Origin of the sequence: Streptomyces sp. NPDC001339 (assembly GCF_042895955.1) — a bacterium.
Classification (GTDB): Bacteria; Actinomycetota; Actinomycetes; order Streptomycetales; family Streptomycetaceae; genus Streptomyces.
In genome coordinates this window covers 118,358-137,525 of sequence record NZ_JBIAWT010000004.1, presented here as the reverse complement: position 1 = coordinate 137,525, position 19,168 = coordinate 118,358, and the positions used below count along the sequence as shown (strand labels likewise).

Here is a 19,168-nt window from a genome sequence, read left to right as displayed (position 1 = left end):
TGTGTGACAGTTACGCACATCACGCTTGATCCTGTGCGGAAGGTGTGGTTACGTGGTGGGTATGACGGAGAAGGACTGGCGAGGACGGTTGGCTGAGCGCGTGGCGGAGGCCGTGCGCCGCTACCGCAAGGAACGCGGGATGAGCGCCCAGGCGCTCGCTGATGCGTGCGCCGAGATCGGCTACGAGATCCCGCGTACCGTGATCGCCAACCTGGAGAACGGTCGGCGTGCGAGCGTGGAGATCGCCGATCTGCTGGTGCTCGCCAAGGCACTGAAGGTGCCCCCGATCGCGTTGCTGATGCCGGTCGGTGTCGCCGGCACGATCGAGGTGCTCCCCGGCCAGGAAGCGTCGATCTGGGATGCGGTGACGTGGTTCACGGCGGAGGTCCCGCTTGGCGATGATCCGCCGGAGGGCACCATCGAGGCGAAGCTCTACGAGTTCCGCCTCCACGCACAGGTGCTCAGCGCGGCGCAGAAAGCGGTCGAATTCGCAGACGGCACCCGTCGCACCCTCAGCATGGTCCATGATCCGGAGCAGCGGGCTGCCAACGAAGAGATGCAGCAGAAGCTGGACGATTACACCCGGCACCAACTCACGGACCTTCGGGCCCAACGCAACGACATGCGTAAAGCCGGTCTTGTGCCCCCGGCCCTACCCGAGGATCTGGCCTACGTCGACTTCCACGTCGACGAAAAGGGAGACATCTACCCCTTGGCACGCTGACGGGCCAACCCGCTTCCCTCGCAACGGTGTTAGCGCGCCGCGAGGTGAGCGCCCCCTTTTTTTTTTGAATGACCACCCATCAAACGATCACGCCGCAGGAGTGCCAGCTCCCTCGCGGCGGTGAGGATACGTATGCCTTCCTCCAGCGCGTCCGAGCGCTATCTGACTGTCGCCGAGGTCGCCGAAATCCTTGGCACCACCGAACGGTTCCCTCGCCGGCTGATAGCCGAGCGCCGCATCGCCTTCGTCAAGGTCGGCACGCACGTCCGCATCGCGCGCAGTGCCCTCGATGCCTACATCGAGGCGAACACGGTGCCCAGCATCACCCCGCGCCGCAGCCGCCTGCGCCGAGCCGACCTGCGGAGGGCAGCCTGATGGCGCGGAAGCAGAAGCCGACCCGACGCCGCTTCGGCGCGATACGCCAGTACCGCTCCGGCCGCTGGACCGCCAGCTACCACGACCCGTCCGGCAAGCTCCACCGCTCACCAGATACCTTCGGGACCAAGTCCGACGCGGCCGTCTGGCTCTCCCAGATCGAGGCGGACATCACCAGGGGAGACTGGCTCGACCCCGACGCCGGAGCGGTGAACTTCGAGGAGTACGCCCTGCGTTGGATCGAGGAGCGCGGCGTTCGCCCGACCACAGACGAGCTGTACCGGCGCCTACTGCGCCTGCACATCCTGCCCACCTTCGGCCACCGCGACGTCGACGAGATCACCCCGCCCAGGGTCCGCACCTGGCGCACCGAACGCCTCGCGGCCACCGGTGCCACCACGGTCGCCAAGTCCTACCGCCTGCTGAAGGCGATCATGCAGACAGCGGTCGACGATGAACTGATCCGCCGCAACCCGTGCCGCATCCCCGGCGCTGGCAAGGAAGATGCCGACGAGCGCCCCACTGCCACCGTCGAGCAGGTCGATGCCCTCGCCGACGCGATGGGACCGCGCTGGCGTCTGATGGTCTACTTCGGTGCGTACGGACCGATGCGGCCGGAGGAGCAGGCCCCGCTCCGCCGCCCCGACATCAGCCTGGAGCCCCTGGCCGCCCGCATCACGGAGGCCGCGCCCGAGCTGACCACCGGCCGCCGTGTCGTCGGCGACCCCAAGTCCGCCGCGGGCAAGCGCACCGTGTACCTGCCGGCCTTCCTTTATATAGAGGTGAAGCGACACCTCGAATGGTTTGCCGAGGAAGGCCCGGAAGGGCTGCTCTTCGTCGGAGAACGCGGCGCCCCGTTCCGGCGGTCCACCTTCGGCCGCAAGTGGCGCAAGGCTCGTACCAAGGTGGGGCTGCCTGACAACTTCCGCTTCTACGACCTGCGTCACACCGGCCACACGCTGTCGACGCAGTCCGGCGCCACGCTCAAGGACACGATGGTTCGTGCCGGTCAGTCCACGGCGAAGGCCGCGCTGATCTACCAGCATTCCGACGACGAACGCCAGCAGGAGGTCGCCGACGGCATCGATGCGAAGGTCCGCGATGCACGTCAGAAGACCCAGGCCAAGGCGAAGGAGAAGGAGACGCGCGCCAGCTAGTGGTGCACGAGTGGTGCACCCCGCCTGAACCACCCAACCGAGCCGCCCGGGACGCCGATTCAGTTACACATCGGCTGCTCCTGGGCGGCTTCGTGCTGCCCGCGGCCGAGGCACGTCTAACGCGGGACGACAAGAGGAAGGCGCCCCTGGCCTGCAGATTTAGCCGCTCCGCCAGGTCGCAGGGCATCTTCATCAGCCGTTCCCTGCAAGGCGGTTGGCGTGACCGAGGTCACGTTAGATCGATCTCAAGATTCGAGATCCAATTGGTGCTGTAGTTCGATTAGCGGCTCAAGGCTGTTGCGGATGTCGCCTCTTGGGGGCCTAGTGGTGCGTTAGTGGTGCGGCACCCCGAAATTGGACTAGGCAACAAACAAGGCCCAGGTCGCTGACCTGGGCCTTCGCTGTGGAGCGGGTGACGGGAATCGAACCCGCGCTCTGAGCTTGGGAAGCTCATGTTCTACCATTAAACTACACCCGCGTAATCCCGTCTCGTTCGAGAGCGGAACATCGTCGCACACTCTACCTCATCGCCGCCCCGCGGTGCATTTGGCATGTCCGGGGGCGCCTGTGGGGCATGTGAGGCCTGTGGGGGCCTGGGGAGTCGTTCGAGGGGGTGATCGCGGGGGCTGTCGAGGGGTGGCCGAGGGGTGATCGGGGGGATGGTCGCGGTTTCCCCGGGGTGGGGTTCGGGGGTGGGATGTGGGTGCGGGGTACGGGAGTTGGGGCGTACGGTGGGGTGTCGGAGTGCCGGGTGTAGTGGCGCCCAGTTCATCCCCTAATGTGGCTTTTGTTGTCACGTAGTTGGGAGAGGGACTTGAAGGAGCGCACCGTCGTACGTTGTGCCGAGGGCCACGTGTTCAGCACCGCTTCGTTCCCGATGCAGACCACTGACCGGCTTGGTCCGGGGCGCCTGCTGCGCTGCCCGCGTTGTGCTCGGTTGAGGCATGCGGTGCCCGTGGAGCACGCGAAGCGGTAGCGATCTTGAGTGATCTGGGAAGTGCGGTAGCGATCTTGGAAGTGGAGGAAAGTGGAGAAGTAGAGAAGTAGAGAAGTAGGAGAGAAGACAGGGGAGCGGGGAGTGGGCCGGGGCTGGTGGGGTCGGGCCGTTTCGTGCGGTGGGGGTGGCGCGGGCGCGTATCCTCGTGTGCGTGCTTCTCTCAGACAAGGACATCCGGGCCGAGATCGATGCTGGTCGGGTGCGTATCGACCCCTATGACGAGTCGATGGTGCAGCCGTCCAGTGTGGACGTGCGCCTCGACCGGTTCTTCCGGGTGTTCGAGAATCACCGCTACCCGCACATCGACCCCGCCGTCGAGCAGCCCGATCTGACCCGTGAGGTCGTTCCGGTGGGCGATGAGCCGTTCATCCTGCACCCGGGCGAGTTCGTGCTGGCCTCGACGTACGAGGTCATCAGCCTGCCGGATGACATCGCGTCGCGGCTGGAGGGCAAGAGCTCGCTGGGGCGGCTGGGGCTGCTGACGCACTCGACCGCCGGGTTCATCGATCCGGGGTTCAGCGGGCATGTGACGCTGGAGCTCAGCAATGTCGCCACGCTGCCGATCAAGCTGTGGCCGGGCATGAAGATCGGGCAGCTGTGCATGTTCCGGCTGACCTCGCCGGCCGAGCACCCGTACGGCAGTGAGCGGTACGGCTCTCGCTACCAGGGGCAGCGCGGCCCGACGCCGTCCCGGTCGTTCCGGAATTTTCACCGTACGCAGGTGTGAGGCGTAGGGAGAAGTGATCCCCGGGCGGGCGTCGGCGTGTGACGCGGGCTGGGTGAGAGGCTGCGCGTTCCGAGGTGGACGTGTGGGCAGGGGGCTGTACAAGGCGTGAAGACACAGAAGGTCTGAGAGATTCGTGAGTGACGTGCGGGAGAACCTGACCTACGAGCGGTTCGGCGGAGCGATCCGTGAGCTGGCGCAGACGATCGCGGATGACGGGTACGAGCCCGACATCGTGCTGTCGATCGCGCGCGGCGGTGTGTTCGTGGCGGGCGGGCTGGCGTACGCGCTGGACTGCAAGAACATCCACCTTGTGAACGTCGAGTTCTACACCGGGGTGGGGACCACTCTGGAGATGCCGGTCATGCTGGCGCCGGTGCCGAATGCGATCGATTTCAGTGACAAGAAGGTCTTGATCGCCGATGATGTCGCCGACACGGGCAAGACGCTGAAGCTGGTGCACGACTTCTGTGTGGGGACCGTGGCCGAGGTCCGCAGCGCGGTGATCTATGAGAAGTCGCACTCGCTGGTGAAGTGCGAGTACGTCTGGAAGCGCACGGACGAGTGGATCAACTTCCCGTGGTCGGTGGAGCCGCCTGTCGTGCGTCGTGAGGGTCAGGTGCTCGACGCCTGAGGTGGGATGCCTGAGGTGTGACGCCTCAGGTGTGATGTCTGAAGTGGGTTTGGGGTAAGGGAGTTGGCCTTTTGGGGCCGGCTCCCTTTCCGGTTTTCGGGGGGCGTTTCGGCGGTTTCGTGTGGGCTGGTTCACACGTGTTTCGGCCAATCGTGTTGCTGGTGTTCCGCCGGTGCTTACTTGCGAGTAAAACCCGCGGTAACAGACGTCGTTAACAGACGTAACGGCATGCCGGACGGGAGGCGCCATGGCGGGTACGAGACGTGGGCGGCGGGTGAGAGCGGGGATCGCGGCCCTGGCCGCCGGTCTGACGGTGGTGTTCACGGCGGCGGCGGGCGCACCGGGCGAGGCGGGTGCGCCGGACCGGGCGGACAGGGCGGGCGGGGCGGGGGCATCGAGTGCCGCCGGGGCGGCGAGTGTGAGTGTCAAGCCGCTGTCGCCCCAGCTGGAGAAGGTCCGGGCCAAGGAGGCCGTCGCGCTCTACGGGGATCCGGCCGAGCGGCCGCTCGCGGCGCGGAAGACCTCGTTGATCTCGCTGGGCGACAGTGAGATCTCCGGGGAGGGCGTCGGGACGTACGAGCCGGGGACCGACGGGCCCGGCAACTGGTGCCACCGGTCACCGGACTCGGCGATCCACCGCACCGGGATCGCGGCGGAGGTGACGTACAACGTCGCCTGCTCGGGTGCGTACAGCGGGAACATCGTGATCGGCGGCAGCAAGCAGTACGCCGATGAGCTGGTGCAGAGCGACAACTTGGCGGTCAAGGCGCGTAATACGCGGCTGAAGATGGTGCTGCTGGTCGTCGGCGCCAATGACGATCTGCAGTTCGGGCCGGTGATGACGGACTGTGTGAAGCGCTGGTTCCTGTTGCAGGGGACGTGCCGGCCCGGGTACGAGCCGGGGTGGCAGGGGCGCGTGGACAGGCTGGTGCCCAAGGTCGAACGGACGGTGCGGGATCTGCGGACCGTGATGCGGGACGCGGGGTACGCGGATGGCGACTACCGGCTGGTGGTGATGTCGTATCCGAGTCCGATCGGGCCGGACATCAAGGACAATCCAGGCTATCCGGGGAAGCTGCCGGGCGGGTGCACGGGCTACACCTCGGATGCGGCTTGGGGACGTGATGCCGCGGTACCGCTCTTCGAGCGGGGCGTACGGAAGGCCGCGCGGGAGACCGGGGCGAGCTACCTCGACGCGTCCCGCCTGTTCCACGGGCATGAGGTGTGCATGGAGGACACCTGGGCCCGCGGGCTGTGGGTGAATGTCGCCAACCCCTTCCCGCCGGACGAGAATTCGGTCCGGCAGTCGTTCCACCCGAACCGGCGCGGGCACGGCGCGTTCGCGTCCTGTCTGACCCAGCTGTACGCGGCGCCGGGGCTGCGGGAGGCGTCCTGTGCCGATCCGGCGAGCACCGGGCGGCCGAAGCTGTACCCGGGGGCCTGGGACGACGCGTACCGGCCGCTGAAGAACGCCGGTACCGGCAGCTGCCTGGACGCGACCGGCGGCGCGAGCCGGAACGGCACGGTGGTCGGCGGCTGGGAGTGCACCGGGCAGCGCCACCAGGACTGGTGGTACGACGGTGACCAGCGGTCGGTGCATGTGGGGCTGACGCAGGACCGGTGCCTGGACGTGCCCGGCGGGCGGTACCAGGCCGGTGCCGGGCTGGTGCTGTGGAACTGCTCGGGCGCGGCCAACCAGCAGTTCGTACGGGCCGACGGCGGAGCGATCCGGCCGGCGGCCGCGCCGTCGCTGTGCCTGACGCTGGGCGGGGCGAAGGAGCCGCTCCGGTTGCAGGGGTGCGATGGGTCGGCGGGGCAGAGGTTTGCCTGAGGGGCAGAGGTTCGTCTGAGGGGCAGAGGCTCGTCTGAGGATCTGTAGCCCATAGCCCGTCGCCCGTAAAGCTTTGGAGCTGTTGGGCCGTACGGCGAAGGGGCCCGCTCCGGAGGCAGGTGCTCCGGAGCGGGCCCCTTGTGCGCGGCGTGGCCGGGAGGGTCGTACGGCCGGGCAGTGCGGTCAGTCGTACGGGGCGTACGGCCGGGCGTACGGCCTGCGGCCTACAGCGTGCCGAGTTTGAGCAGGCCCAGCAGGGCGACCAGCTGGATCGCGGAGGCGCCGAGGGCCTTGGGCCACGGCAGGTCGTGCGACTTGCTGACCATGGAGGTCAGCAGGTAGCCGCAGGCGAGCCAGGTCAGCCAGCCCAGGACCTGGACCAGGGTGGAGTCACCGCCGAGGAACATCGCGAACAGCAGCCGGGGCGCGTCCGAGATGCTCATGATCAGCATGGACAGGCCGATGGTCGGCTGCCAGGCGCCGTCACCGCCGAGCTGGCGGGCCAGGGTGTGGGTGACCGCGCCCAGGATCAGACTGCCGATGATGAACATCACGGCCGTGATCAGCACCCACGGAATGCTGTTGGAGAGCGTGGCGTTCAGCACGTCCTCGCGGGCCTTGTCGAAGCCGAAGACCGCGAGCAGGCCGTAGACGAAGGTGACGGTCAGCGCCGGGCCCCACAGGGCGTGGTCGCGCATCTGCCAGAACGTGGCGTCCGGGCGCAGCGCGATTCCGGGGAGCAGCTGCTTCCAGTGCAGCCGGGGGCCGGACGGCGGTGCGGAGGCCTCGCCGGCGCGGTAGGTGCCGCCGGGTGCGTAGTCGCCGCCGTCGGGGCCGCCGCCGTACGGGCCGGGGTGCGGGCCGTGGGCGTCCGGGGCCTCGCCGACGCTGAACTGCTGTGTGCTGCCGGGGTTGTTGTCGTGCGCGTACGGAGCGTAGGACTGCTGCGGGGGCTGGTAGCCGCCGTCGCCGAAGTACTCGGGCTCGTCGTACGACCGTGGATGTCCCTGTGGCGCCTGCTGCCACTGGCCGTGCGGCGGTGGGGGCTGGTGCTGCTGCCCGTACGGTGCGTGCTGTCCGTACGGCGCCTGCTGCGCCTGGTGCCCCTGCTGTCCGTTATGCGCGGGGCGGGCATCCCGTCCGCGACCCATCCTGAATCCAGCCACGCCTTTGAAAGTACCTGGTCGGCGGGGAACGAGGGGCCGGAGTCGAGGGAGCGGGGGACCTTTGCTGCCTACCTGTGACACTCCGCCTGCATATGACACTCCGCGGTTCCGCTGCGGGAGTGCAGCGGAACCGCGGAGTGGAGGGAGCGGAGGAAACGGAAGGGTTACTTCACCGGAGGGGTCACTTCACCGGCTCGGGCTCGGGAGCGCTCTCCGGCTCCTCCTCGCCCGACGGGTCGACCGGCGTCTTGACCGAGTCCAGCAGCAGCTGGGCCACGTCGACGACCTGGATGGACTCCTTCGCCTTCCCCTCGTTCTTCTTGCCGTTGACGGAGTCCGTCAGCATGACGAGGCAGAACGGGCAGGCCGTCGAGACGATGTCCGGGTTGAGGGAGAGGGCCTCGTCGACGCGCTCGTTGTTGATGCGCTTGCCGATGCGCTCTTCCATCCACATCCGGGCGCCGCCGGCGCCGCAGCAGAAGCCGCGCTCCTTGTGGCGGTGCATCTCCTCGTTCCGCAGGCCCGGCACCTTGGCGATGATCTCGCGCGGGGGCGTGTAGACCTTGTTGTGGCGGCCGAGGTAGCAGGGATCGTGGTAGGTGATCAGGCCTTCCACCGGGGTGACGGGGATCAGCTTGCCCTCGTCGATGAGGTGTTGCAGCAGCTGGGTGTGGTGGATGACCTCGTACTCGCCGCCGAGCTGCGGGTACTCGTTCGCGATCGTGTTGAAGCAGTGCGGGCAGGTGGCGACGATCTTCTTCGACGACTTCGGCTTCTTGGCCGACTCGTCCGAGCCCGCGGCGGAGCCGCCGTCGTCATCAGTCTCGCCGAAGGCGGCGTTGAGCATTGCGACGTTCTCGGCGCCGAGCTGCTGGAAGAGGAATTCGTTGCCGAGGCGGCGCGGGGAGTCACCCGTGCACTTCTCGTCGCCGCCCATGATCGCGAACTTGACGCCCGCGATGTGCAGCAGCTCCGCGAAGGCCTTCGTCGTCTTCTTGGCGCGGTCCTCCAGGGCGCCGGCGCAGCCGACCCAGTAGAGGTAGTCGACCTCGGTGAGGTCCTCGACGTCCTTGCCGACGACCGGGACCTCGAAGTCGACCTCCTTGGTCCAGGCGAGGCGCTGCTTCTTGGCCAGGCCCCAGGGGTTGCCCTTCTTCTCCAGGTTCTTGAGCATCGTGCCCGCCTCGGACGGGAACGAGGACTCGATCATGACCTGGTAGCGGCGCATGTCGACGATGTGGTCGATGTGCTCGATGTCGACCGGGCACTGCTCGACGCAGGCGCCGCAGGTGGTGCAGGACCACAGGACGTCGGGGTCGATGACGCCGTTCTCGGCCAGCGTGCCGATCAGGGGGCGCTCGGCCTCGGCGAGGGCGGAGGCGGGAACGTCCGCGAGCTGCTCCGCCGTCGCCTTCTCCGTACCCTCCATGTCCTTGCCACCGCCCGCGAGCAGGTACGGCGCCTTGGCGTGCGCGTGGTCGCGCAGCGACATGATCAGCAGCTTCGGGGAGAGCGGCTTACCGGTGTTCCAGGCGGGGCACTGCGACTGGCAGCGGCCGCACTCGGTGCAGGTGGAGAAGTCGAGCAGGCCCTTCCAGGAGAACTCCTCGATCTTCGATACGCCGAACTGGTCGTCCTCGCCCGGGTCCTCGAAGTCGATCGGCTTGCCGCCGGAGGTCATCGGCTGGAGCGCGCCGAGCGCCACATCGCCGTCCGCCTCGCGCTTGAACCAGATGTTGGGGAAGGCCAGGAAGCGGTGCCAGGCCACGCCCATGTCGGTCTTCAGAGCGACCGTGATCATCCAGATGAAGGAGGTCGCGATCTTCAGGCCGGCGAAGAAGTACGTGAGGTTCTGGAGGGTGGAGAGGTCCATCCCCGACAGCCAGGAGACCACGGGGTACGAGAGGAAGAACGAGGCCTCGTAGCCGTCCACGTGGTGCTGGGCGCCCTCCAGCGCGTGCAGCACGAAGATGCAGACGCCGACGATGAGGATGACGGCCTCGACGAAGTACGCCTGGCCGATGTTGGAGCCCGCGAAGCGGGACTTGCGGCCCGGCTTGCCCGGCCGGTTCAGCTGCCGGATGACGATGAGGGTCAGGATGCCGAGCGCCGTCATCGTGCCGAGGAACTCGACGAAGACGTTGTACGGGGCCCAGTCGCCGATGACCGGCAGGAGCCAGTCGGCCTTGAAGACCTGCCCGACGGCGTTGACGATCGTCAGCAGCAGGGAGAAGAAGCCCACCGCCACGAACCAGTGCGCCACACCGACCACGCCCCAGCGGTTCATCCGCGTGTGGCCGAGGAACTCCCTGACCACGGTGACGGTGCGCTGCGCGGGGTCGTCGGTCCGCGTCCCGGCAGGTACGGACTGGCCGAGCCGCATGAAGCGGTAGAGCTGCAGGATGGCACGGCCGAACAGCGCGATGCCGACCGCCATGAGGACCAGCGACACGATGATCGCGGCGAGTTGCATTGGGGGCTCCTCGAACCTGCGAGAGCGGGAAATCTGAGCGGAACTACTGAGACTACTAGGCAGTAACTTTTTGGTCTGCCGCTGAGATTACCCATTCTCCTCCGCGCCATGAAGCCGCGCGGCCGGTGATCTGTATCGCGAAGGCAACCCTGAGTCCGGCCCGTACGTCTTCGGCTGCGAGCGGGTGACGGTAAGGGCGATATAAAAGTTGAGTGGCCTTGACTCAGGTCTGTTGACAGGTTTCAGTCCGTACTGCACTCTTGAGCCTGTTCCACTCAAGTCAGCTGGAGGAATCGAAATGGCACGTGCGGTCGGCATCGACCTGGGCACGACAAACTCCGTCGTCAGCGTTCTGGAGGGCGGCGAGCCCACCGTCATCACCAACGCCGAGGGCGCCAGGACCACGCCGTCCGTCGTCGCCTTCGCCAAGAACGGTGAGGTGCTCGTCGGCGAGGTCGCGAAGCGTCAGGCGGTCACCAACGTCGACAGGACCATCCGGTCGGTCAAGCGCCACATGGGCACCGACTGGAAGGTGGGGATCGACGACAAGAACTTCAACCCGCAGCAGATCTCCGCGTTCATCCTGCAGAAGCTGAAGCGGGACGCCGAGGCGTACCTGGGCGAGAAGGTCACGGACGCGGTCATCACCGTCCCGGCCTACTTCAACGACTCCGAGCGCCAGGCCACCAAGGAGGCCGGTGAGATCGCGGGCCTCAACGTCCTGCGCATCGTCAACGAGCCCACCGCGGCCGCCCTGGCCTACGGCCTGGAGAAGGACGACCAGACCATCCTGGTCTTCGACCTCGGTGGCGGCACCTTCGACGTCTCGCTGCTGGAGATCGGCGACGGCGTCGTCGAGGTGAAGGCCACCAACGGTGACAACCACCTCGGTGGTGACGACTGGGACCAGCGCGTCGTCGACTACCTGGTCAAGCAGTTCGCCAACGGCCACGGCGTCGACCTGTCCAAGGACAAGATGGCGCTGCAGCGCCTGCGCGAGGCCGCCGAGAAGGCGAAGATCGAGCTCTCGTCCTCGACCGAGACCACGATCAACCTGCCGTACATCACCGCGTCGGCCGAGGGCCCGCTGCACCTGGACGAGAAGCTCACCCGCTCGCAGTTCCAGCAGCTGACCGCTGACCTCCTGGAGCGCTGCAAGACCCCGTTCCACAACGTCATCAAGGACGCTGGCATCCAGCTGTCCGAGATCGACCACGTGGTCCTGGTCGGCGGTTCGACCCGTATGCCGGCCGTCGCCGAGCTCGTCAAGGAGCTGACCGGCGGCAAGGACGCCAACAAGGGCGTCAACCCGGACGAGGTCGTCGCCATCGGCGCCACCCTCCAGGCCGGTGTCCTCAAGGGCGAGGTCAAGGACGTCCTCCTGCTGGACGTCACCCCGCTGTCCCTCGGTATCGAGACCAAGGGCGGCATCATGACCAAGCTGATCGAGCGGAACACGACCATCCCGACCAAGCGGTCCGAGATCTTCACCACCGCCGAGGACAACCAGCCGTCCGTGCAGATCCAGGTCTACCAGGGCGAGCGCGAGATCGCGGCGTACAACAAGAAGCTCGGGATGTTCGAGCTGACCGGTCTGCCGCCGGCCCCGCGCGGTGTCCCGCAGATCGAGGTCTCCTTCGACATCGACGCCAACGGCATCATGCACGTGACCGCCAAGGACCTGGGCACGGGCAAGGAGCAGAAGATGACCGTCACCGGCGGCTCCTCGCTGCCGCAGGACGAGGTCAACCGGATGCGCGAGGAGGCGGAGAAGTACGCGGAGGAGGACCACCAGCGCCGCGAGGCCGCCGAGGCCCGTAACCAGGGCGAGCAGCTCGTCTACCAGACCGAGAAGTTCCTCAAGGACAACGAGGACAAGGTCCCCGGCGAGGTGAAGACCGAGGTCGAGACCGCCGTCACCGAGCTGAAGGAGAAGCTCAAGGGCGACGACACGGCCGAGATCCGCACCGCCGCCGAGAAGGTCGCCGCGATCTCCCAGAAGCTGGGCCAGGCCATGTACGCCGACGCCCAGGGCGCGGGTGGTGCCGAGGGCGCCGCGGGTGCCGCCGGTGCCGCGGGCGCTCAGGCCAAGGCCGAGGACGACGTCGTCGACGCCGAGATCGTCGACGACGAGAAGCCGAAGGACGCCAAGGGTGGTGCCGCGTGACGGAGGAGACCCCGGGCTTCGACGAGAGGCCCGACGTCCCCTCTGACGCCGCACAGCCCGCAGACGATGTGGCGCAGGGCGCCGGGTCCGCCGACAAGGCGGGCCCGGCCCCGGCCGGGGACGACATGACCGACGTAGGACTCCAGGCGCAGCTGGACCAGGTGCGGAAGGCGCTCAGCGAGCGCACCGCGGACCTCCAGCGGCTCCAGGCGGAGTACCAGAACTACCGCCGTCGGGTGGAACGGGACCGGGTCACGGTCAAGGAGATCGCCGCGGCGAACCTCCTGTCCGAGCTCCTGCCGACCCTCGACGACATCGGCCGGGCGCGGGAGCACGACGAACTGGTCGGCGGCTTCAAGTCGGTGGCCGAGGCGCTGGAGACCGTGGTCGCCAAGCTCGGTCTGCAGCAGTTCGGCAAGGAGGGCGAGCCCTTCGACCCGACGATCCACGAGGCGCTGATGCACTCGTACGCACCGGACGTCACGGAGACCACGTGCGTCGCGATCCTGCAGCCCGGGTATCGCATCGGTGAGCGAACGATCCGCCCCGCGCGGGTCGCCGTCGCCGAGCCGCAGCCCGGCGCCAAGGCCGCATCCGACGAGGACGCCAAGGGTGCCAAGGGCGCCAAGGCGTCCGACGAGGAGAGCGGTGGCCCGGACGAGGGCTGACGTGAGCACGAACGGGAAGACCGCACGGAAGGAGGGACGTCGGGGATGAGCACCAAGGACTTCGTCGAGAAGGACTACTACAAGGTCCTCGGCGTCCCCAAGGACGCCACCGAAGCGGAGATCAAGAAGGCGTACCGCAAGCTGGCCCGGGAGAACCACCCGGACGCCAACAAGGGCGACGCCAAGGCCGAGGAGCGCTTCAAGGAGATCTCCGAGGCCAACGACGTCCTGGGCGACCCCAAGCGCCGCAAGGAGTACGACGAGGCCCGGGCGCTGTTCGGCAACGGCGGCTTCCGGCCCGGCCCCGGCGGGGGCGGCAGCTTCAACTTCGACCTGGGCGACCTCTTCGGAGGGGGCGCGGGTCAGGGTGGCGGCGGCTTCGGCGGCGGCCTCGGGGACGTCTTCGGCGGCCTGTTCAACCGCGGTGGCGGGACGCGTACCCACGCGCGCCGCGGCCAGGACATCGAGTCCGAGGTGACGCTCAGCTTCACCGAGGCGGTCGACGGGGCCACGGTCCCGCTGCGGATGTCCAGCCAGGCCCCGTGCAAGGCGTGCTCGGGCACCGGCGACAAGAACGGCACGCCGCGGGTCTGCCCGACCTGCGTCGGCACCGGCCAGGTCAGCCGGGGCGGGGGCGGCGGCTTCTCGCTGACCGACCCGTGCGCGGACTGCAAGGGCCGGGGCCTGATCGCCCAGGACCCGTGCGACGTCTGCAAGGGCAGCGGGCGCGCCACCAGCGCCCGCACGATGCAGGTCCGCATCCCCGCGGGCGTCTCCGACGGGCAGCGCATCCGGCTGCGCGGCAAGGGCGCTCCGGGCGAGCAGGGCGGCCCGGCCGGCGATCTGTACGTCGTCGTGCACGTCGACGCCCACCCGGTCTTCGGCCGCAAGGGCGACAACCTCACCGTCACGGTGCCGGTCACCTTCCCGGAGGCCGCACTGGGCGGCGAGGTGAAGGTGCCGACGCTGGGCGGCCCGCCGGTGACGCTGAAGCTGCCGGCCGGTACGCCCAACGGACGCACCATGCGGGCCCGCGGCAAGGGCGCGGCCCGTAAGGACGGCACCCGGGGTGACCTGCTGGTCACCATAGAGGTGATCGTTCCCAAGGACCTCGGCGACAAGGCGAAGCAGGCGCTGGAGTCCTATCGCGAGGCGACCGCGGGCCCGGACCCGCGGGCGGAGCTGTTCCAGGCCGCGAAGGGAGCTTGAGATGGACAGCCGGGGCGGGCAGCGTCGTAACCCGTATGAACTGACCGATGAGTCGCCGGTGTACGTCATCTCCGTCGCGGCTCAGCTCTCCGGCCTGCATCCGCAGACCCTGCGGCAGTACGACCGCCTGGGCCTGGTCTCCCCCGACCGCACCGCCGGCCGGGGCCGCCGCTACTCGGCCCGTGACATCGAACTGCTCCGTACCGTGCAGCAGTTGTCGCAGGAAGAGGGCATCAACCTCGCCGGCATCAAGCGCATCATCGAGCTGGAGAACCAGGTCGCGGCGCTTCAGCAGCGGATCGCCGAACTCCAGGGCGCCCTGGAGGGCGCGGCCAGCACGATGCGGCAGCGGGAGGCGGCGGTGCACGCCTCGTACCGGCGTGACCTGGTGCCGTATCAGGACGTGCAGCAGAGCAGCGCGCTGGTGGTGTGGCGGCCGAAGCGGCCGGAGCAGTAGCGGTACGCGGTAGCGATGCGTCGTAGCGATACGGCGAAGGGCCGGGGTGCATCACCCCGGCCCTTCGCCGTACGCCACACGCGGTCTGTCCGTCATGCCGCACATCCCGCTCAGCGGCCGCTGTACCCGGCCGTGGGCATCGACAGGCGGCGGTGTACCTGGGACTTCATCGCGAGCGTGTAGACCGGCTCGTCGAGGTCGGCGGTCTCCAGCCGTACGCCGGCCGCCGCGCACCGCTCGGTGAACTCGTCGGCGCCGTCGATGGCGGCCTCCAGCGCCCGGCGGTTGGGTGCCACGAACACGTCCACCAGGCCCCGTGCCACATCACCCCACAGCGCGCCGTGGCCGGCGGGCAGCCGGTGCAGGCTGAGCCGGCAGGTCAGGCGGTAGTCACGGGCTGCCGCCCACTGCTGGCACATGTCGTGCTGGCTGCGGTCATCTACCAGGAACGGATCCTCGTCCAGCTCGGACAGCGGCATCAGGCAGGCGATCGCCGTCACTCGGACCGAGTTCATCGTGCCCTCCGGGGCGTGGCGACGGTGGGGGCGACGATACCGCCGAGGGCGGCCCGGGTGGAGGGGCTGAATGGAGGGCTGTGTTGAGGGCTGTGGGGAGGGCTGTGGGGAGGGGCTGCGATGAGCGGCTGTCAGGCCCGTCCCATGGCTTTGGTCACCGCGATCTCGATCATGACCCGGTCGGGGTTGGGCGACGGCATCCGTCCGTAACGCTCGGCGTAGCGCCGCACCGCGTCGGCGACCGACTCCGCGTCGGTACGCACCCGGGCGATGCCCTCCAGCGTCGCCCAGCGGCCCTTGTCGACCTGGCACACGGCCACGGTGGCGCCGTCCGCCCCGGCGGCGAGGACGTTCTTGACCTTGACGCTGTCCTTGCGGGTGATGATCCGCGCGATGCGCTGCCCGGCGTCGTAGGTGACGCCCACGGGCACGACGTGCGGCGTCCCGTCCGCGCGCAGGGTGGTGAACGTCGGCATCAGGTACTCGCCCCAGAAGGCGAGGTACTCGGGGGTGAGGGCGGAGAGGTCGTGGGCCATGGGGGCCAGGGTAGGCGGGCGGGCCGGGATCAGACGAAGTCGCTGGTGTCGAGGTCGAAGGAGAAGGGGGCGGGGAGGGGGACGGGTTTGCCGAAGGCCGCGGTGTACTGCACCTGGTAGTCGCCGTCGGATGGCTCGCGGAGAAGCGTCGTGGTGGCTCGTTCGCGGTCGATCAGCAGGTAGAGCGGGACGCCTCCGAGAGCGTAGGTACGGCGCTTGGCGATCCGGTCCAGGTCGGGCCGGTGGCCGGTGATCTCGGCGACCAGCTTGAGCTCCCGGTCGGGCCTCCACCATGGTGGGGCGCCCCGGAATTCCCGGCGGCCGACGACGGTCAGGTCGGGGATCACGTGGTTGTCGGGGTGCGGGCCGTACGACGGCAGGATCAGGCCCTTGTGGCCGGAGATGCCGATCCAGGAGCACTGCCGCACCAGTTGCCGGGTGAGTCGGCTCCAGCAGTGCTCATGCCTGCCGGCCGGAGGCGTCGTCACCACGATCTCGCCCTCGATGAGCTGAGCTCTGACCCCTTCGGGCGTGACCGCGTCCAGCTCATGGAAGATCTCCAGCAGGATCGCGGACTGGGCGTCGGTGTCGTACGTCGTGAGCTCGGCGGGCATGGCCCCCAGCCTGTCGCGGGGCCGCCCGCTCGGCGGCAGAAGCGGCAAGGTTCACCCTCAGGGGACACCGCAGCCGCAGCATCTTGAGTGGAATAGACTCAACTTATCGCACGTTGGCATGAGCAGGGTTTGAGCAGCTTTTGCCAGACTGATCGCAGGCACGAGCACCAGGCACAGGAGCCGGGTACGAGGAGGATCGCGAGGACGTGGACGCCGAGCTGACCAACAAGAGCCGGGAGGCGCTCAGCGCCGCCAATGACCGGGCGATCGCGGCCGGGCATGCGGACATGACGTCCGCGCATCTCCTGCTCGCCCTGCTGGCCGGGCAGGACAACGAGAACATCATGGACCTGCTGGCCGCCGTGGAGGCGGACGCCGCCGCGCTGCGCGGCGGTGCCGAGCGCCAGCTCGCCGGGCTGCCCAGCGTGCAGGGGTCCACGGTCGCCCCGCCCCAGCCGGACCGCGAGCTGCTCGCCGCGATCGCGGAGGCCGCCCAGCGCGCCAAGGAGCTGGGCGACGCCTACCTCTCCACCGAGCATCTGCTGATCGGGATCGCCGCCAAGGGCGGACACACCGGTGAGCTGCTTCAGGAGCAGGGCGCCTCGGCCAAGAAGCTGCTGGCCGCCTTCGAGGCGAGCCGCGGCGGGCAGCGGGTGACCAACCCCGACCCGGAGGGCACGTACAAGGCGCTGGAGAAGTTCGGTACGGACTTCACGGCGGCGGCCCGCGAGGGCAAGCTCGACCCGGTCATCGGGCGGGACCAGGAGATCCGGCGGGTGGTGCAGGTGCTGTCCCGCCGTACGAAGAACAACCCGGTGCTGATCGGCGAGCCGGGCGTCGGCAAGACGGCTGTCGTGGAGGGGCTGGCGCAGCGGATCGTCAAGGGCGATGTGCCCGAGTCGCTGCGGAACAAGCGGCTGGTGGCGCTGGATCTGGGCGCGATGGTCGCGGGCGCGAAGTACCGCGGTGAGTTCGAGGAGCGGCTGAAGACCGTCCTGGCGGAGATCAAGGCCAGTGAGGGCCAGATCATCACGTTCATCGACGAGCTGCACACGGTCGTGGGCGCGGGCGCCGGCGGGGACTCGGCCATGGACGCCGGCAACATGCTCAAGCCGATGCTGGCCCGCGGTGAGCTGCGGATGGTCGGTGCGACGACGCTGGACGAGTACCGCGAGCGGATCGAGAAGGACCCGGCGCTGGAGCGGCGCTTCCAGCAGGTGCTGGTCGCCGAGCCGACCGTGGAGGACACGGTGGCCATCCTGCGCGGGCTCAAGGGCCGCTACGAGGCCCACCACAAGGTGCAGATCGCGGACTCCGCGCTGGTCGCCGCGGCCGCCCTCTCCGACCGGTACATCACCTCCCGCTTCCTGCCCGACAAGGCCATCGACCTGGTCGACGAGGCCGCGTCCCGGCTGCGGATGGAGATCGACTCCTCGCCCGTCGAGATCGACGAGCTCCAGCGGGCGGTGGACCGGCTGAAGATGGAGGAGCTGGCGCTGAAGAGCGAGACCGACGCCGGTTCCGTGGCGCGCCTGGAGAAGCTGCGCAAGGACCTCGCCGACAAGGAGGAGGAGCTGCGCGGTCTGACTGCCCGGTGGGAGAAGGAGAAGCAGGGCCTCAACCGGGTCGGCGAGCTGAAGGAGCGGCTCGACGAGCTGCGCGGGCAGGCCGAGCGGGCCCAGCGCGACGGCGACTTCGACGCCGCCTCCAAGCTGCTCTACGGCGAGATCCCGGGCGTCGAGCGGGAGCTCGAAGCGGCGGCCGCCGCCGAGGCCGAGCAGGAGGCGTCCAAGGAGTCCATGGTCAAGGAGGAGGTCGGGCCGGATGACATCGCGGATGTGGTCGGCTCCTGGACCGGTATCCCGGCCGGCCGGCTGCTGGAGGGCGAGACGCAGAAACTGCTGCGCATGGAGGACGAGATCGGCAAGCGGCTGATCGGCCAGACCGAGGCCGTACGGGCGGTGTCGGACGCGGTACGGCGTACCCGCGCCGGGATCGCCGACCCCGACCGGCCCACCGGCTCGTTCCTCTTCCTCGGCCCGACCGGTGTCGGCAAGACCGAGCTGGCCAAGGCGCTGGCGGACTTCCTCTTCGACGACGAGCGGGCCATGGTCCGGATCGACATGTCGGAGTACGGCGAGAAGCACAGCGTCGCCCGGCTGGTCGGCGCGCCGCCCGGCTACGTCGGCTACGAGGAGGGCGGCCAGCTGACTGAGGCGGTCCGCCGCCGCCCGTACAGCGTGGTGCTGCTCGACGAGGTGGAGAAGGCGCACACCGAGGTCTTCGACATCCTGCTCCAGGTCCTCGACGACGGCCGGCTCACCGACGGCCAGGGCCGGACGGTGGACTTCCGCAACACCATCCTCATCCTCACCTCCAACCTCGGTTCGGCCTTCCTGATGGACCCGCTCCTCAAGGAGGACCAGAAGAGGGAGAAGGTGCTGGAGACGGTCCGTGCGTCCTTCCGGCCCGAGTTCCTCAACCGGCTCGACGACGTGGTGGTCTTCCACCCGCTCGGTACCGACCAGCTCCAGCGGATCGCCCGTATCCAGCTGGACCACCTCCAGCGCCGCCTCGCCGACCGCCGGCTGACGCTGGACGTCACCGACCGCGCCCTGACCTGGCTCGCCTGGCTCGGCCAGGAGCCGGCCGCCGACGCCCCCGCGCCCGACCTGTCGTACGGTGCCCGCCCGCTGCGCCGCCTGGTCCAGACGGCCATCGGCGATCAGCTCGCCCGCGCCATCCTGGCGGGCTCGGTGCTGGACGGGGACACCGTACGGGTGGATGTGGACGGGGGCGGCGACGGGCTGTCCGTCCAGGCGGTCCGGGAGGGCGCGGCGGCCTGAGCGGAGACGGGCGACCCGTACCGCGACCGGACCCCGTCCCCCCCGCCGTCCCCCCTGCCATCCCTCCCGCCGTCC

Annotated in this window: 17 protein-coding genes and 1 tRNA gene; 12 read left to right on the top strand and 6 right to left on the bottom strand. The window is 68.8% G+C overall.

From position 1 onward, the window contains the following. Positions 1-61 precede the first annotated feature (61 nt). The 3 genes from ACFY12_RS12795 (at position 62) to ACFY12_RS12785 (ending at position 2,256) form a co-directional block, all read left to right on the top strand. Positions 62-724, top strand: coding sequence for a helix-turn-helix domain-containing protein (locus ACFY12_RS12795; RefSeq protein ID WP_390715814.1), 663 nt, complete (start codon positions 62-64; stop codon positions 722-724). Between the two features lie 132 nt (positions 725-856). Further along, the gene (locus ACFY12_RS12790; RefSeq protein WP_390715813.1) at positions 857-1,099 is read left to right on the top strand and encodes a helix-turn-helix domain-containing protein; all 243 of its coding nucleotides are present in this window, start codon (positions 857-859) and stop codon (positions 1,097-1,099) included. Continuing rightward, positions 1,099-2,256 (top strand): tyrosine-type recombinase/integrase, encoded by a 1,158-nt coding sequence (locus ACFY12_RS12785; RefSeq protein WP_390715812.1) that lies wholly within the window; start codon positions 1,099-1,101, stop codon positions 2,254-2,256. The genes ACFY12_RS12790 and ACFY12_RS12785 overlap by 1 nt, the downstream gene beginning before the upstream one ends. A gap of 404 nt (positions 2,257-2,660) precedes the next feature. Here ACFY12_RS12785 and ACFY12_RS12780 read toward each other — a convergent pair. Next, positions 2,661-2,734, bottom strand: a tRNA-Gly gene (locus ACFY12_RS12780). 300 nt (positions 2,735-3,034) lie between these two features. Here ACFY12_RS12780 and ACFY12_RS12775 point away from each other — a divergent pair. The 4 genes from ACFY12_RS12775 to ACFY12_RS12760 all read left to right on the top strand — a co-directional run bounded on the left by ACFY12_RS12775 (position 3,035) and on the right by ACFY12_RS12760 (position 6,442). Beyond that, positions 3,035-3,232 carry a hypothetical protein gene (locus ACFY12_RS12775; RefSeq protein ID WP_390715811.1) on the top strand — a complete coding sequence of 66 codons (198 nt, stop codon included), beginning with the start codon at positions 3,035-3,037 and terminating at the stop codon, positions 3,230-3,232. Between the two features lie 172 nt (positions 3,233-3,404). Beyond that, positions 3,405-3,980 (top strand): dCTP deaminase, encoded by a 576-nt coding sequence (dcd, locus tag ACFY12_RS12770; protein WP_390715810.1) that lies wholly within the window; start codon positions 3,405-3,407, stop codon positions 3,978-3,980. Between the two features lie 133 nt (positions 3,981-4,113). After that, positions 4,114-4,611, top strand: a complete 498-nt coding sequence (locus tag ACFY12_RS12765; RefSeq protein WP_066928737.1) for a phosphoribosyltransferase — start codon at positions 4,114-4,116, stop codon at positions 4,609-4,611. A gap of 247 nt (positions 4,612-4,858) precedes the next feature. Beyond that, positions 4,859-6,442, top strand: a complete 1,584-nt coding sequence (locus ACFY12_RS12760) for a ricin-type beta-trefoil lectin domain protein (RefSeq protein WP_390715809.1) — start codon at positions 4,859-4,861, stop codon at positions 6,440-6,442. A gap of 224 nt (positions 6,443-6,666) precedes the next feature. Here the strand turns inward: ACFY12_RS12760 and ACFY12_RS12755 are convergent, their stop codons facing one another. Then, positions 6,667-7,689 (bottom strand): Yip1 family protein, encoded by a 1,023-nt coding sequence (locus tag ACFY12_RS12755; protein ID WP_390715808.1) that lies wholly within the window; start codon positions 7,687-7,689, stop codon positions 6,667-6,669. A 100-nt stretch (positions 7,690-7,789) separates the two neighbouring features. Continuing rightward, on the bottom strand, positions 7,790-10,081 hold the full coding sequence (locus ACFY12_RS12750; RefSeq protein ID WP_390715807.1) for a (Fe-S)-binding protein: 2,292 nt from the start codon (positions 10,079-10,081) through the stop codon (positions 7,790-7,792). A gap of 298 nt (positions 10,082-10,379) precedes the next feature. Here ACFY12_RS12750 and dnaK point away from each other — a divergent pair, with 298 nt between their 5' ends. Genes dnaK through ACFY12_RS12730 form a run of 4 tightly spaced genes read left to right on the top strand, consistent with a single transcriptional unit; the run spans position 10,380 to position 14,582 of the window. After that, the gene (gene dnaK / locus ACFY12_RS12745) at positions 10,380-12,248 is read left to right on the top strand and encodes a molecular chaperone DnaK (RefSeq protein ID WP_390715806.1); all 1,869 of its coding nucleotides are present in this window, start codon (positions 10,380-10,382) and stop codon (positions 12,246-12,248) included. After that, on the top strand, positions 12,245-12,916 hold the full coding sequence (grpE, locus tag ACFY12_RS12740) for a nucleotide exchange factor GrpE (RefSeq protein WP_390715805.1): 672 nt from the start codon (positions 12,245-12,247) through the stop codon (positions 12,914-12,916). The genes dnaK and grpE overlap by 4 nt, the downstream gene beginning before the upstream one ends. 45 nt (positions 12,917-12,961) lie before the next feature. Next, positions 12,962-14,125, top strand: a complete 1,164-nt coding sequence (gene dnaJ / locus ACFY12_RS12735) for a molecular chaperone DnaJ (protein WP_390715804.1) — start codon at positions 12,962-12,964, stop codon at positions 14,123-14,125. A gap of 1 nt (position 14,126) precedes the next feature. Beyond that, a complete protein-coding gene (locus tag ACFY12_RS12730) occupies positions 14,127-14,582 on the top strand; it encodes a heat shock protein transcriptional repressor HspR (protein WP_390715803.1) in 456 nt (151 codons plus the stop codon). A gap of 110 nt (positions 14,583-14,692) precedes the next feature. Here the strand turns inward: ACFY12_RS12730 and ACFY12_RS12725 are convergent, their stop codons facing one another. The 3 genes from ACFY12_RS12725 to ACFY12_RS12715 form a co-directional block, all read right to left on the bottom strand. Then, complete coding sequence (locus ACFY12_RS12725; RefSeq protein WP_390715802.1) at positions 14,693-15,097, bottom strand: hypothetical protein; 405 nt, start codon at positions 15,095-15,097, stop codon at positions 14,693-14,695. Positions 15,098-15,228: 131 nt separating this feature from the next. Beyond that, a complete protein-coding gene (locus ACFY12_RS12720) occupies positions 15,229-15,633 on the bottom strand; it encodes a pyridoxamine 5'-phosphate oxidase family protein (RefSeq protein WP_390715801.1) in 405 nt (134 codons plus the stop codon). A 29-nt stretch (positions 15,634-15,662) separates the two neighbouring features. Continuing rightward, positions 15,663-16,247, bottom strand: a complete 585-nt coding sequence (locus ACFY12_RS12715) for a Uma2 family endonuclease (RefSeq protein ID WP_390715800.1) — start codon at positions 16,245-16,247, stop codon at positions 15,663-15,665. 206 nt (positions 16,248-16,453) lie between these two features. On the opposite strand from ACFY12_RS12715, the gene clpB reads away from it, so the two are divergent. Continuing rightward, on the top strand, positions 16,454-19,093 hold the full coding sequence (gene clpB, locus ACFY12_RS12710; RefSeq protein ID WP_390715799.1) for an ATP-dependent chaperone ClpB: 2,640 nt from the start codon (positions 16,454-16,456) through the stop codon (positions 19,091-19,093). Positions 19,094-19,168 lie beyond the last annotated feature (75 nt).